Origin of the sequence: Pseudomonas sp. PDM21, assembly GCF_014852505.2 — a bacterium.
In the GTDB taxonomy this organism is placed as follows: domain Bacteria; phylum Pseudomonadota; class Gammaproteobacteria; order Pseudomonadales; family Pseudomonadaceae; genus Pseudomonas.
Window position 1 is genome coordinate 1118139 of sequence record NZ_CM181223.1, and the last position, 14781, is coordinate 1132919.

General features: G+C 66.7%; 12 protein-coding genes. 10 read left to right on the forward strand and 2 right to left on the reverse strand.

Annotated elements, in window-relative coordinates:
• Positions 1-123 precede the first annotated feature (123 nt).
• From IB275_RS05380 to IB275_RS05425, 10 genes are all read left to right on the forward strand, one after another.
• Positions 124-1092 (forward strand): M23 family metallopeptidase, encoded by a 969-nt coding sequence (locus tag IB275_RS05380; RefSeq protein ID WP_192290059.1) that lies wholly within the window; start codon positions 124-126, stop codon positions 1090-1092.
• Entirely contained in the window at positions 1073-1438 is a 366-nt protein-coding gene (locus tag IB275_RS05385) for a hypothetical protein (protein WP_225601846.1), read from the forward strand. Before IB275_RS05380 ends, IB275_RS05385 begins: the two co-directional genes overlap by 20 nt.
• A gap of 18 nt (positions 1439-1456) precedes the next feature.
• Complete coding sequence (locus IB275_RS05390; protein ID WP_192290057.1) at positions 1457-1891, forward strand: bactofilin family protein; 435 nt, start codon at positions 1457-1459, stop codon at positions 1889-1891.
• Between the two features lie 69 nt (positions 1892-1960).
• Entirely contained in the window at positions 1961-2902 is a 942-nt protein-coding gene (locus tag IB275_RS05395) for an AEC family transporter (RefSeq protein ID WP_192290055.1), read from the forward strand.
• Between the two features lie 188 nt (positions 2903-3090).
• The gene (locus IB275_RS05400; RefSeq protein ID WP_225601869.1) at positions 3091-3885 is read left to right on the forward strand and encodes a YfaP family protein; all 795 of its coding nucleotides are present in this window, start codon (positions 3091-3093) and stop codon (positions 3883-3885) included.
• A 38-nt stretch (positions 3886-3923) separates the two neighbouring features.
• Positions 3924-5675, forward strand: a complete 1752-nt coding sequence (locus IB275_RS05405) for a DUF2138 domain-containing protein (protein ID WP_192290051.1) — start codon at positions 3924-3926, stop codon at positions 5673-5675.
• A 14-nt stretch (positions 5676-5689) separates the two neighbouring features.
• A complete protein-coding gene (locus IB275_RS05410; protein ID WP_225594755.1) occupies positions 5690-6304 on the forward strand; it encodes a DUF1175 domain-containing protein in 615 nt (204 codons plus the stop codon).
• Positions 6301-10854 carry an alpha-2-macroglobulin family protein gene (locus IB275_RS05415; RefSeq protein WP_192290044.1) on the forward strand — a complete coding sequence of 1518 codons (4554 nt, stop codon included), beginning with the start codon at positions 6301-6303 and terminating at the stop codon, positions 10852-10854. The genes IB275_RS05410 and IB275_RS05415 overlap by 4 nt, the downstream gene beginning before the upstream one ends.
• Positions 10855-12489 carry a DUF2300 domain-containing protein gene (locus IB275_RS05420; protein WP_192290042.1) on the forward strand — a complete coding sequence of 545 codons (1635 nt, stop codon included), beginning with the start codon at positions 10855-10857 and terminating at the stop codon, positions 12487-12489.
• A gap of 5 nt (positions 12490-12494) precedes the next feature.
• Positions 12495-13310 carry a YfaP family protein gene (locus IB275_RS05425; RefSeq protein WP_192290040.1) on the forward strand — a complete coding sequence of 272 codons (816 nt, stop codon included), beginning with the start codon at positions 12495-12497 and terminating at the stop codon, positions 13308-13310.
• Between the two features lie 641 nt (positions 13311-13951).
• Here the strand turns inward: IB275_RS05425 and IB275_RS05430 are convergent.
• Entirely contained in the window at positions 13952-14341 is a 390-nt protein-coding gene (locus tag IB275_RS05430) for a carboxymuconolactone decarboxylase family protein (RefSeq protein ID WP_192290038.1), read from the reverse strand.
• A gap of 10 nt (positions 14342-14351) precedes the next feature.
• Complete coding sequence (locus tag IB275_RS05435; RefSeq protein WP_081517440.1) at positions 14352-14735, reverse strand: septal ring lytic transglycosylase RlpA family protein; 384 nt, start codon at positions 14733-14735, stop codon at positions 14352-14354.
• Between the last annotated feature and the right edge of the window lie 46 nt (positions 14736-14781).

Sequence of the window (14781 nt, forward strand, 5' to 3'; positions counted from 1 at the left end):
GATGATTTCTTCTTATTTATTTACATTTTTCAGTGTTTAGCCGCTGCGAAGTTTTCAAGAACAGGTACCCTGTGCACCCCCGGCGGCCATCCGCCGGGCCGAATGCATTCCAACGGTACCGCCATGAAATCCCTTTCCCCCTCACGGCAAGCCCTGACCCGCTCGGACCTGCGCCTGGTCGACACGCGCCGGTATGTGCTGGGCGCCGCCTGTCTATCGCTGGTCCTCGCCACGGTCGCCTTCGCTGGCGGGCTGTGGCTCGGGCGGGGCCAGACCGAGCCGGTGATGGTGCCGGTGGCGCAGGCCGACGAAGCGCCGGATGAGTCCGGCGAGCGTTTTGCCGCCGAGCGCATCGGCGAGCTGACCGGCCGCCTGCAGGTCCTGGAAAAGGATGCGGACTACCTGCTCAAGGCTGTCGACAGCCATGAGGAAATCGCCCGCAAGCTGTCCAGGGTCGACCCCGAGCTGGTGCCCACCCCCAAGAGCAAGTCAGGTTCCACCCGCAACGAAGGTGGCATCCTGCTGCCGCCTCGGGCCTGCGTCGACCCGCTGCCCGCATCGGCCGCCGACCTCGAGCGCAACGAGCAATCGGCCAAGTGCCTGCGCCGGGTCTTCGACCTGCTGATGGATCAGGTGGCCCGGCGCAACGCCGATTTCATGGCCATTCCCGCGCGCCGCCCGATGGAGCAGGCGCGCCTGGGTTCGCCCTTCGGCAATCGCGTCGATCCGTTCAACCGCCACCTGGCGTTCCATTCCGGCCAGGACTTCTCGGCGCCCATCGGCAGCCCCATCCATGCCGCCGCCGGTGGCCGGGTGATCGTTTCCGGCCGCCACGCATCCTATGGCAATCGCGTGGAGATCGACCATGGCAATGGCCTGGTGACCCGCTATGCCCACGCTTCCAAGCTGTTGGTGAAGGTCGGCGACGTCGTTCTGCCAGGCCAGGAAATCGCCAAAGTCGGCTCCACAGGGCGTTCCACCGGCCCGCACCTGCACTTCGAAGTGCTCTACCACGGCGAATTCGTCGACCCGCAGAACTTCCTTTCCCTGGGCGGCATGGAGATCGACAGCGATGGCCTGGCCACGGACTAAACGGCCTTCCACTCGCCAGCTGCTGCGCGCCGAGCACCGCCCCCACGTTCCCCGTGGCTTCGCCTGGCTGGGCTGGACGGCGTTGGTGCTAATCGTGCTGGCAGCCCTCGCACTGGGTGGCTGGCAACTGCGTGCCCGTGACGACGGCCAGGTACGCGAGCGCATCGATACGCTCGAAACGCAGAACGCCGAGCTGACGCAGGCGCTGGATGAAAAGCGCCTGCAAGCCGAAGAGGAGCGCGCTAACCGCGAGCAGTTGATGCTGCGGATCGACGCGATGTCCGCCGAAATCAAGAAACTCAAGACCGAGCTGGCCTTCTTCCGCCAGCAGAAACCTGGCAAGTAGTACGCGCGAGGAATTGCGATGTTCAGCAACAGCAAGAAGAAGGGCCCGCAGGTGTCGGTGGACAAGTTCTCCAGCCTGCTTTCGGGCAATGTCGATCTGGTCGGCGACATGCAGTTCCAGGACGGCCTGAAGATCCTCGGCACGGTGAAGGGCAACGTCTGCCACAAGCCCGGCGCAGCCAGCCTGCTGGCGCTCAGTGCGGAAGGGCGGATCGAAGGCAACGTCAGCAGCTACGACGCGCTGATCGACGGCACCATCATCGGCGACCTCTATGTCGAGCACCTGCTGGAACTGCACTCCAACGCGCGGGTGGTCGGTAACATCCAGTACCGTCAGCTGAGCATGGAAAACGGCGCCACCGTGGACGGCAAGCTGACCCGCCTGGCCGACGGCGAATCTCCCAGGCCGCTGGAACTGCCGGCTCCGGTGCGCGAAGAGGAAGCCGAAGCCTGATTTGCCCCGGCGCGGTGGGTACTTAGCTTGCTATGATTGTCGCCCCCACCGCCCAGACCCTCCCGCCCCATGCTCGCACTTCTGCTCCAGACCTTCAGCATCACCGCCCCGGTCTTCGCCATGCTGTTCCTCGGAGTGCTGCTGCGCCGCGTGGGGGCGATCAACCCGGAATTCATCCAGACGGCGTCGGCGCTGGTGTTCAACGCCACCATGCCGGCGATGCTGTTCCTCGGCATCTACCACTCCGACCTGCACAGTGCGGCGCGCCCGGAAGTGCTGCTGTACTTCTGCGCGGCGACCCTGGTGGGCTTCTTGCTGGCCTGGGGCTGGGCGGCCTGGCGGGTGCCGCGCGAGGAGCGCGGCGTCTATGTGCAGGGCTCGTTCCGGGGCAACAACGGCATCATCGGTCTGGCGCTGGCCACCAGCCTCTATGGCGACCACGGCCTGGCGCTGGGCTCGGTCCTCGCTGCGCTGGTGATCCTCTGCTACAACACGCTGTCCTCGGTGGTGCTGGCGATCTACAGCCCGAGCATGAAGTCCGACCCGCTGAGCATCGCCCGCAATGTCATCTGCAATCCGCTGATCATCAGCGTATTGGCGGCGCTGCCGTTCTCCTGGTTCGGTATCGGCCTGCCGAAGTGGCTGCTGACCTCCGCTGACTACTTCGCCCAGATGACCCTGCCGCTGGCGCTGGTGTGTATCGGCGGCACCCTGTCGCTGGCCTCGTTGCGCGAAAGCGGCGGGCTGGCGATCAGCGCGAGCCTGATGAAGATGGTCTGGCTGCCGCTGATCTGCACCTCCGTCGCCTGGGCATTGGGCTTCCGCGGCGCCGAACTGGGCGTGCTGTTCCTCTATTTCGCCAGCCCCACGGCAGCGGCCAGCTATGTCATGGCCCGTGCGGCCAACGGCAACCACGAACTGGCGGCGTCGATCATCGTCATCACTACCCTGGTGGCGGCGCTGACGACCAACATCGGCATCTTCGTCCTGCAGTGGGGCGGCTGGATGTGACTCGGGGGAAGTCGAGATTCTTCCAATGGGTGTTGCGCAAAAGGCTATTCAGTTTGTAGGAAATTTCCGAAAGATCGCCCTGAGTCGCAACGCCGCGCGAACGCCGTTCCGCGCGTCGACAAGACCGGTTACATTTGGCTCCCCCCGCTATGCACGATCAAGGAATGTTCATGCAGCTCACGCGTCGGATGGTTCGTGCCGTCTTTTTTCTGTCAGCCAGTCTCCTGGCTGCGACGGTCGCTGCCGAGCCGGGTGCGGACCTCTCCAGCCCTGCCGCCGGCTGGCGCTATTCGGGCCTGACCGATGATCCCAGCGTGCCCCGTGTGGCCTATCCCACGCCGCCCATCGACCGGGGCGGTTCCCGTGGCCGCAGCCTGATCGAAGGCCATCTGCGCGAAGTGGCCGGTGTCGACCGCGCCCAGCGCCTGGTGGTCAACGGCAACCCGCTCCCTCTCTATACCGACGGCGAAGGCAAGTTCGTCCGTCCGTACAACTTCGGCGCCGGCAGCAACAGCGTCGAGGTGGCCAGCGCCGAGGGCAAATCCCTCAAGCGCATCCAGTTCTACGAAGCCAACAACCACCGGGTCGCGCCGCGCCTGCGCCTGGCGCTGGGCTGGAACGACCCCAAGGCCGAGCTCGACCTGCATATCGTCACGCCCGACGGCCAGCATGCCTTCTGGGCGCGGCCGCGCCTGAGCAACGGCGGCGGCCTCGACCCCGATGGCGTCGACGGTCCCGGCCCGGAAATGTTCACCATGGCCGCGCCGTTGCACGGTACCTACCTGGTCTACGTGAACTACTGGGGCAACTACAACGCCAGCCAGGGTTACAACTTCCAGGAGGGTAACCACGAGCAGGACGTGATCACCGCCGAGATCAACCTGGTGTTCAACGAAAATACCGTCAACGAGAAGCGCGAGACCTTCGTGGTGCCGATGCGCACCATCGGTGATCTGGTGCTGGTGAAGACCTTCAACTACTGAATTCGCCCCTCGCAGGGATGACACGGGACAAGCGATCCATGAGCGACAATACGCCCTCCAGCAGCCCAGACAGCACCCCCACGCTGACCCCGGCCCAGGCCCCTGGCCGTGGTCCGCTGATCGCCATCGGCGCGCTCGCCGCCGCGCTGGTCGCCGGCGGCCTGGCCCTGGCCTTCGGCCTGATCCCGGCCTTCCACTCGGCGCCGGTGGGCACCCTGGAAGCACCGGAAAGCCCCGAAGTGGTCCGAGACCTCAAGCGCCCCGACGCGCTGATCGAGAGTGCCTCCCTCAGCCAGTTGCCCAAGGCCGTGCTGGAAGTGCCGCTGCTGCGCGACGTGCTCACCGAAGACTTCGTCTTCTACTACGAGAACAACGCCGACCGCCTGGGCCTGACCGGTACCCTGCGGCGCATCGTCTACGAACACGACCTGACCCTGAAGGACAGCGTGATCGAGGAACTGCTCGACCAGCCGGCCCAGGTCGCCTTGTGGCGCGGTGCCGATGGCCGTCTGCGCGACTTCATGGTGGTGCTCAAGCGCGGCGGCCTGGCCAGGGTGCTGGAGCCGCTGGCCAGGATAGCGGCCGATGACAGCCAGCTGAAGAAGGTCGCGGAAATCCAGGTGAAGGGCAGCGCCACGCCGGTCTACAGCCTGCGCTATGGCGCCGAGAAGACCCTGCTGTTCGTCTCCCGTGGCGAGCAGATGCTGGTTCTGTCGAACCCGAAAATGCTCTTCCCCAACCCGGATTACGACAACCTGGGCGAGCCCGATGCCGCCGTCGCCAAGGACCTGGGCACCGCACTGGAAGGCGAGCCGCTGTTCGCCAAGGACTTCGCCCTGGAGCCGCGCGGCGAGCTGAAACAGCGCATCACCCTGGGTGCAGGCGTCATCGCCATGGGCTACCAGCGCCTTATCCCGACCTTCTCCGGCGTGCGCTTCGAGCAGGGCAAGGACGGCTGGCACAGCTACCTGGCACTCAATGAAGTCGCCCGCCAGCCGGACCTGGACTTCACCCCTGTCTGGCAGGCCATGCCCATGGGCGCCAGCGCCTGCGTCGCGCTGCCGGTCACGCCGGGCCTGTACGACAACATGCTGGTGAAGCTGGGCGCCGAGCAGAAGATGGCCGCAGCCTTCTCCGAGCACCTCTCCGGCGCTGCCGGCCTGTGCTGGTACCCGGATTCGCGCCTGCACTCACCGCTGCTCGCGGTGAAGCTCGACGCGCCCGCCAGCCCTGAGCTGGACGAGCAACTGGGCAAGCTGTTCGGCAGCATGATCGGCGCCTACGAGGCCAATGTGGAAGCCGGCGCCTTCGAGGTTGAAAGCCGTGCCGAGGGCGAAGGTCGCCTGTGGCAGCGTCAGGTCAGCTCACGCTTCGGCCAGTACCCGGCCAGTGAGGCGGAGAATCCCGATCAGGTCAGTGGCAACGGCTTCTTCCGCGTCAGCCTGCTGCGCGATGGCAATACCCTGCTGTTCTCCATCGACGACAAGCTGCTCGACAAGGCCCGCAACACCCTGGCCAAGCGCTATCCGCCGCTGGCCGACGTGCTGCCCAAGGACGCCCTGGTGCCCGCGTACCTGGCGCCCAAGACGCTGTCCGCACTGCTCCAGCGCGAGACCCTGGACAGCCTGCCGCAGGACATCGAGCCGGTATTCCGCAACGCCGCCGACACGCTGCTCCTGCCGCGCCTGAAGACTCTCGCCGGCAACGGCTCCTACGCCCTGACCCTGCCGGCTGGCAGCGAGCCCAGCGGTGAGTGGGAGTGGTTGCCGCTGGAATGGAAGGCACTGTGATCCGCAAACCCCTCATGCTGCTGGCCAGTCTGCTTGTCGCCACGCTGGCGCACGCAACGGAGCCGGCGCTGGATGCGCAGCAGACCCAGGTGTTCCGCGCCTGGTTCGTGCGCATCGCCGAGGAGCAGCTGCGCCGCGGGCCGAACCCGCGCTGGTACCAGCAGGACTGCGCGGGTCTCGTGCGCTTCGCCGCCAACGAGGCGCTGAAGGTGCACGACGCCAAGTGGCTGCGCGCCAACGGCATGTCCAACCGCTACCTGCCGCCGGAGCTGGAGCTGTCCGACGCGCAGCGCAATCTCGCGCAGACCTGGCAGCAGGGCGGCGGCAAGACCGGCCCCTACGTCAACGCGATCAAACTCATTCAATACAACAGCCAGCTCGTTGGCCGCGACCTCAACCAGGCGCGCCCCGGCGACCTGATGTTCTTCGACCAGGGCGATGACCAGCATCTGATGATCTGGATGGGCCGCGACATCGCTTATCACACCGGCACTCGTACGGCGACCGACAACGGCATGCGCTCGGTCAGCCTGCAACAACTCATGACATGGAAGGACACCCGATGGATACCCGACGAATCCAATCCCAACTTTATCGGCGTCTATCGCTTGTCCTTCCTGACCCGATGAACGCGCTGCGCGGCATTGCCGCTGCCCTGGTGTGCGCCGGCCTGTTCGCCGCCGCGCCCACGATCGTGCAGGCGGACGACGACGTTCCGGCGAGCGGCTACACGCCCATGGCCGGCGAGTCGTTCTTTCTGCTCGCCGACACCAGCTTCGCTTCCGACGAGGTGGCCAAGGTGCGCCTGGAGGCGCCCGGTCGCGACTACCGCCGCTATCGCATGGAGCCCTACGGTGGCGCGGACATCCGCGTCTACCGCATCGACCAGCCGCTGGACTTCCTCAAGCGTCAGAAGAACCTGCACCGCGTGCTGTCCGAGGGGCAGTTCAAGGGCGAGGGCCTGTCCAACACCCTGGCTTACCTGTGGGACAACTGGTACCGCAAGTCGCGTCGGGTGATGCAGCGGACCTTCTCCTACGAGTCGCGCCAGCAGGTCACCGAGGTGGTGCCCGAGCTGAAGATGGGCAATGCCATGCGCGCGCCGACGCCTTATGACGCGCAGCCGCAGTACGCGCCGATTCCCGGCCTGCCGATGGTCAGTCAGTTCCGCTATCCATTGTGGGACGCCAAGCCGATCCAGCCGCCGAAGGAAGTCAGCCTCGCCGGTTCTTCCAGCGAGTTCATCAACGTCGCACCGGGCAACGTCTACGTGCCGCTGGGCAAGCTCAAGCCCGGCCTGTACCTGGTGGAAGCACTGGTCGGCAAGTACCGTGCGACCACGGTGGTGTTCGTCTCCAACAGCGTTGCGGTGAGCAAGATCGCCGGCAATGAGCTACTGGTGTGGACCGCACGCAAGCATGAAGGCACCCCGGTCGGTGGCGCCAAGGTGCTGTGGACCGATGGCCTGGGTGTGATGAGCAGCGGCAGCAGCGATGCCGACGGCCTGCTGCGCCTGCAGCACGTCAGTCCCGAGCGCTCCTTCGTGATCGGCGAGGACGAGGAGGGCGGCGTCTTCGTCTCCGAGAACTTCTATTACGACAGCGAAATCTACGACACCAAGCTCTACGCCTTCACCGACCGCCCGCTGTACCGTCCGGGCGACTGGGTGTCGCTGAAGATCGTCGGCCGCGAGTTCAAGAACTCCCGTGAATCGCAGTCGCCGCAGAGCGCGCCGCTGCGCCTGTCGGTGATCGATGCCGCCGGCACCACGCTGCAGACCCTCGACCTCAAGTACGACGCCAGGAGCGGCACCAACGGCCGCTTCCAGCTGCCGGCCAACGCCGTCGCCGGCGGCTACGAGCTGCGCTTCGACTACCGCGACCAGACCTACAGCAGCGCCTTCCGCGTCGCCGAGTACATCAAGCCGCATTTCGAGATTTCCCTCGACCTGGCCAAGCCGGACTTCAAGACCGGCGAGCCGGTGAAGGGCAACCTGATCCTGCTCTACCCGGACGGCAAGCCGGTGGCCAATGCCCGCCTGGAGCTGAGCCTGCGCGCGCAGCAGCTGTCCATGGTGGACAACGAACTGCAGTACCTCGGCCAGTTCCCCGTGGAGCTGACCAGCGCACAGATCACCACCGACGCCCAGGGCCGCGCCGCGCTGGACCTGCCGGCGGCGGAGAAGCCCAGCCGCTACATGCTCACCGTGTTCGCCAGCGATGGCGCCGCGTACCGGGTGAAAACCAGCAAGGAAATCCTCATCGAACGTGGCGCCGCGCGTTACCGCGTGAGCGCGCCGCAGCGCTTCAGCGCCGCCGGTGACAAGGTCGAGTTCAGCTACGCCGCCGAACAGCAAACCCAGATCCAGCCCACCGCCTACCGCTGGCTACGTCTGGAAGACCGCAGCAGCGGCGACGGCGCAGTCGAAGGCGGCAAGTTCGCCATTACCTTCGACAAGCCCGGCACCTACAGCGTCGAGCTGCGCGACAAGGCCGGTCAACTGCTCGGCGGAACCGGCCACTCGGTCAGCGGCGATGGCGTAAAGGCTGTCCCGGGCACCGTGGAAATCGTCCTCGACAAGGCTGAGTACCAGGCCGGTGAAGAAGCGCTGGCGCTGATCACCTTCCCCGAACCCGTGGATGACGCGCTGTTGTCGCTGGAGCGCGACAAGGTCGAGGCCACCGCGCTGCTGTCCAAGGGCGGCGACTGGCTGAAGCTGGAAAAGCTCAACCCGACCCAGTACCGCGCCCGCATTCCGGTGACGGCCGAGTTCTCGCCGAACCTCACCTTCTCCGTGCTCTACACCCGCAGCGGTGACTACAGCTTCCAGAACGCCGGCATCAAGGTCGCCGTGCCGCAGGTGGAGATCGCCGTCAGCACCGACAAGGAACGCTACGAGCCGGGCGAGACGGTCACCGTCAACCTCGACACCGCCTACGCCGGCAAGCCTGTCTCCAGTCACCTCACCGTGAGTGTGGTGGACGAGATGATCTACGCACTGCAGCCGGAGATCGCTCCGGGTATCGACCAGTTCTTCTACCACCCGCGCCGCAACAACGTGCGCACCAGTGCCAGCCTTGCGTTCATCAGCTACGACGTGGCACTGCCCGGCACGCCCAGCGCGCCCGGTCGCGCCAACCGTAGCGAGCGTGGCGTGAAGGTGCTGGAGCGGCCGCGTCGCGAGGAAGTCGACACCGCCGCCTGGGAGCCGGAGCTGGTCACCGACGCCAACGGCAAGGCCCAGTTCAAGTTCCGCATGCCCGACTCCCTGACCCGCTGGCGTATCACCGCCCGCGCCATGGATGACCAGGGGCAGGTCGGCCAGAAGAAGCAGTTCATTCGCTCCGAGAAGCCGCTTTACCTGAAGTGGAGTGGCCCGAAACGCTTCCGCACGGGCGATGCGCCGGACCTGGGCCTGTTCGTCTTCAACCAGGGCGAGCAGGACACCCAGGCCGAGCTGCTGATCCGCGCCAATGGCGCGGAGAAGACCCAGGCGCTGGACCTCAAGCGTGGCGTCAACTACATCGCCCTGCCGCAACAGCCGCTCAGCGATGGCGACTGGAGCGTCGAACTGCGCCAGGACGGCCAGGTGCGCGATAGCCTCGGCGTGCACTTCAGCCTCGTGGCGGACAGCTGGCAGGTGCTGCAGTCCAGGCCGCTGCAGGTCAACGCGCAGAACACTCCGCTGCAGCTGCCGGCGGACGCCCGCGACGTCAGCCTACGCCTGGATGACAGCGCCCAGGCCCTGTTGCGCGGCAATCTCGACTCGCTGCTCGACTACCCCTGGGGTGGCGTCGAGCAGACCGCCAGCCAATTGCTGCCGCTGAGTGTGGCCTACCCGATGCTGGCCAACGGTGAGCCGCGCGTGCGCGACCGCCTGCGGCTGATCATGCAGACCAGCCGCCTGCGCTTGGTGCAGATGGCCGGCCCGGACGCCTACTTCACCTGGTGGGGCGGCGAAGACTACGACGCCTTCCTCACCGCCTATGCCTATTACGCCGACTGGCACGCCAGCCGCGCACTGGAAATCCAGCTGCCGCCGGACCACTGGCAGCGCGTACTGGAGCTGTACTCCGCACGCGCCAGCGCCACGCCGCTGCTGCAGCGCGCGCTGATCCTGGCCTTCGCCCGCGACATGAAGTTGCCGGTGCAGACCCTGGTCAGCGGCCTGCTCACCGACCTGCAGAATGCTGGCAACGGCGAGGCGGCGAAGTCGGTGAACGAATTCGACAGCGACGACAGCCTGGTCATGGGCAGTCCGGATTCCGAGCTGGGCCTGGCGGTCGCCCGTGTGCTGACGGCCAGCCTGGCCGAGCAGAACAAGGTCGCGCTGCCGCAAGGCTTCGCCAAGCAACTGGATGCTGCGCGCCTGAAGCTGAACACCAGCGACCAGCCCTTCGCCCGGGCGGTGCAGCTCTACAGCGGCACCGTGGACGCCAACCGCGCCCGCGCACTGCTGCTGAGTCTCGCACCGCAGCAGTCCACCATCGAACGCGCCCTGGCACTGACCTGGATGCAGCGCGCCGTGGCCGAAGCTCCGGCCGCCGAGCTGCCCAAGCCGGTGGCGGACTGGAAGGAAAAGCACAGCACGACAGGCGATGCCTTCTGGCAATGGCAGGGCAAGGCAGTGCCGGCGCAGCTGGACCTCTCCGCCGCACCGTCGCGCCCGCTCAACGCTTCGATCACCTTCCGCAGTGCCGAAGCGCCGGCCAGCCAACTGCCGGTCACCATCAAGCGTCGCCTGCTGCGCCTGGTGCCAGGAGAAGAGGCCTTCGCGTTCAGCGCCGAGGCACTGGGCGACAAGCCGCTGTCCAGCGACGAGCTGTACCTGGACGAAGTGACCCTGACCACCGAACAGGCGCAAGCCCTGCGCTACGGCATGCTGGAAGTGCCGCTGCCGCCGGGCGCGGATGTCGAGCGCACCACATGGGGCCTGCAGATCAGCGGCCTGGGCGGCGCCGAGGCGACCAGCCTGGAGCGCGCGCGCAACGAACCGGGCGACCTGTTCTACGGCGTGCCGGTGGACACCCTGGGCGGCGAGCTGCGCTTCCGCCACCTGGTGCGCTTCTCGCAGAAGGGCGAGTTCGTCCTGCCGCCGGCGCGCTACCAGCGCCTCTATGCGCCGCAGGAGCAGGCGCTGGAGCAGAACCCGGCCCTGGCGAAGATCAAGGTCCAGTAAATGCGCGCGCGCATCGCCGGGCTGATCCTGCTGTTGCCGCTCTGCGCCCTTGGGGCGCAGGAGTCGGCGCAGCTGGCCTGGCGCACTGCGCAGGGTGATGAACTGTTGTGGCTAGGGCCGCAGCAGGTGCTCGATCGCCAGCCGCTTCCCGCCGACCTGCGCGCGCCGCTGGGTAGCCTGTGGAAGCTGTTCGTCTATGCCTGGCTGAGCGACACCGGCCAGCAGGAGCCGGCCTACCCGTGCCGTGGCGAGAGCAAGGAAGAGGTCTATTGCTGCACGGCGGGGCAGAGCATCGAGCGCGATGCGGCGCTGGTGAAGTCCTGTGGTCTGTATTTTCAGCCCCGGCGCCTGGGCATCGACGGCGCGGTCTGGCAGCAGTACTGGCAGGCGCGCCACGCGCCGGCCTGGGTCTCGCAACTCGATCATCTGGCGCCGCAGACCGAGGTGCCGGTCGCCGAACTGCTCGATCAACTGCAGCACCTGCCGGCCCAGGAGCAGGCGCGAAAGGTGCTGCTGGATGTCAGCCTCGCCGCCGATGACGGGCGCGCTCCCGCTGCCCTGGGTGGACGCCTGCGGGTGAAGACCTGGAGCTGGGACGAAGGCGGCCAGCGCGAAGGCGGCTTTGCCGGCTGGCTGGTGGACGGCACACCGCTCTGGGCGCGCGGGCCGGGCACCAGCAAGACGGTGCTGGCCAAGTACGGCAACGCCATCGGTGTCGCGCTGCCGGCGCCGTGGCCAAGCGATCCGGGGCGTTGCGTGGAGGTCAGTCTGTTCAGCCGTTATCCGCTAAAAGAGGTCTACGACGTGCGCAACCAGCCTGCCGCCGAAGGCCTGCTGGAAGGTCGGCAGAATGTGCTGTTCGCCAATGGCGTAAGGCTCGACGTGAACAGCGGCGGCGATCTGTTTCTTGAACGCGGCGCCCAGGGCCCGCGCCTGACCGCGCGCCTGTCCCGCGAGGAGTATGTCGCCCGTGTGCTCGACCGCGAGGCTTCCGCTACGCCGCCGGAAGCGGCCAAGGCGCTGGCGGTGACCATCCGCACCTATCTGCTGCAGAACGGCGCCCCGCGCGGCGACTGCCTGAGCATCGACGACAGCAGCCAGCGCCAGCGCGTGGCACCGCGCCCGGCCAGTGAGGCCGCGCGGGGAATCGCCGCCTGGACCGCCGATCTGGTGCTGGCCGGCGGCACCGTCACCTATCACTCGGACGAGGCGGGGCAGTCGAAGCTGTCCTGGCGCGACGCCCAGGAACAGGCCGCCAAGGGCCTGCGCTACGACGCCATCCTCGCCCGCGCCTTCCCGCGCACCAGCCTGAGCCGCTGGAGCAACCCGACCGCCGCCTGCCAGCCGCTGCCCGAGGCCGAACGCTGGCTGCAGGCGCAGCGCCGCCACTGGCGGCAGCGCCTGGAAGCCGAGGCGGGCTATGAGGAATTGCAGTCTTTCGCCGTGTGCCGCCTGAGCAGTGGCCGGCCCTACGTCGACCGCGAACGTCAGCGCATCTACGTACGTGGCCTGTACTCCCAGCAGGACCGCCTCGACCTGGCTCATGAATACCTGCACCTGGCCTTCCAGGCGCACCCCAATGGACAAGACGAGGGCTACGTGGAAAGCCTGGCCCGTCGCCTGATACTGGAATGATCAGCATGAAACTCGCCCACGCGCTCCGCCTGTCCCTGCTCGCCAGCCTGATCCCGCTGGGCGCGCAGGCCGCCGAATCGCCGATCAGCCTGGACACGCCGCTGGGTGGTTGGCGCGCGGGCGACGGCGACAAGGCCGACTTCCGGCAGACGGTGAATTACCCGGCGTCCTCGGTGAACACTCGCGCGGACCAGGCCGAGACTGCGCGTATCCGCGGGGAAATCCGTGGCTTGCCCAAGGACAGCAAGGAGCCGGCACGCCTCGTCGTCAATGGCGTGGCGATGCCGATGCGGGTTGAAAGCGACGGCAGGTTCGACCGCCCCTTCGCCTTCCCGGCGGGCTCCAACAGCGTCGAGGTCGTCAGCCCTGATGGCCAGCAGCGCAAGCGCGTGCAGTTCTACCACGGCGGCGGGGGCGGCGAAGTCGCAGCCAAGCTGCGGGTCATGCTGTCCTGGGATTCGGACAACACCGACCTCGACCTGCACCTGGTAACGCCCGATGGCGGGCACGTCTGGTACGGCAACCGCTCGCTGCCCAACGGCGCCGCCCAGGACGTCGACGTGACCACCGGCTACGGCCCGGAAATCATCGCCAGCCCGACCCCGCTTAAGGGCCAGTACCTGGTCTACGTGAACTACTACGGCGGTGGCTGGAGTTCGGATGAAAGTTCAGGCGACGTGAACGCGGCCAAGCCGCTGACCACGGCGCAGGTAACCATCGTCACGGAGGAGGGGACGGTGAACGAGAAGCAGGAGTCCTTCCTGATCCCGATGCGCCAGCCAGGGGAACTGACGCTGGTTAAGCGGTTCAGTTACCCGTAAAGACAAGAGCGCTTTCGCAGGAGCGGACTCCGTCCGCGATAGATGGCCGGCCGCTCTGAGCTGGCCTGTGGCACATCGCGGACAAGGTCCGCTCCTACGCCAACCCCGTCGTTGGAGCCGCGGACGCTCTGGTAGGGCGAATAACGCGCCAGCGTTATCCGCCGTCGAGGTATCGGCGGATAACCCGTTCCGGGTTATGCGTCCTACGTGCTGCTTCGGGGGAGGTTTTTTGCGCCGCTTCGGCGTGCGCGCGACCTTCTCGTTTCGCCCCCTCGGGCGACCTACTTTGGCAAACGACCCAAAGTAGGCAAAGGTCTCGCCCCTACATCCGGCTTTTCGCTTCGCGAAAAGTACCCTCGGTTCTTCTGAGTTTCAGGGGCCCGCTGCGAAGGGCCATCCCTGGCCCATCGCAGCTCTCGCGACATCCATGTCGCTCAACCCCTGAAACTCGGATCACCTTCGGCCTCCTGAAAGGGGCACTCCGGAGCGTGCGGGTATTTCACTGGAAGTCTTTAAGAGCCAAGAGCTGACGCTCGATGCGCTTTTCGTAGGAGCGAGCTTGCTCGCGAACCGCAGCGCTGCGAAATCCCAAGTAGGAGCGGGCCACGCCCGCGAACAGCGCCTATTGGGGCTGCTGACAATCAGGCCTTCTGATCCGCCTGCCACGCGTCGATCACTTCCTGCGCCGCGCGGAAGGCGTCGATAGCCGCCGGAACACCGGCATAGATCGCGCAATGCAGCAGCGCCTCACGAATCTCTTCCACCGTGCAGCCGTTGTTCAGCGCGCCGCGCACGTGGCCTTTCAGCTCCTGCGGGCACTTGAGCGCGGTCAGCGCGGCCAGGGTGATCAGGCTGCGGGTCTTGAGCGGCAGGCCTTCGCGGTTCCACACGCCGCCCCAGGCGTGTTCGTTGACGAAGTCCTGCAGCGGCTGGGTGAACTCGGTGGCGTTGCTCAGCGCGCGGTCGACGAAGGCGTCGCCCATCACTTCACGGCGGACCTGCTCGCCGGCCTTGCGGTTGTCGTTGCTCATTCTGGCTCCTTCAGAGACCTTCCAGGCGCACCGGCGCGGTGCCGGAGCGCAGCATGTTGAGTTGTTCGGCGGCGGCCTTGGAAACATCGATGATCCGCCCGCGGCCGAACGGCCCGCGGTCGTTGATCCGGACCACGACGCTGCGGCCGTTGTCGAGGTTGGTCACCCGCACCCGCGTGCCGAAGGGCAGGGTGCGGTGGGCGGCGGTCAGGGCGTTCTGGTTGAAGCGCTCGCCACTGGCGGTGCGCTTGCCATGGTGCGCCTTGCCGTAATAGGACGCGGTGCCTTCGGCGCGGTAGCCGCGTCCGGAGACTTCCGAGTCGCTGTCATATGACGTGGTGCTACAGCCGGCCAGCAGGGCCAGGCAACCGATGAGGGCCATGGGTCGCAGCATCGAACCTCCGGACGAAAAAACGCCGGGCAAGCCCGGCGTCGTTGAA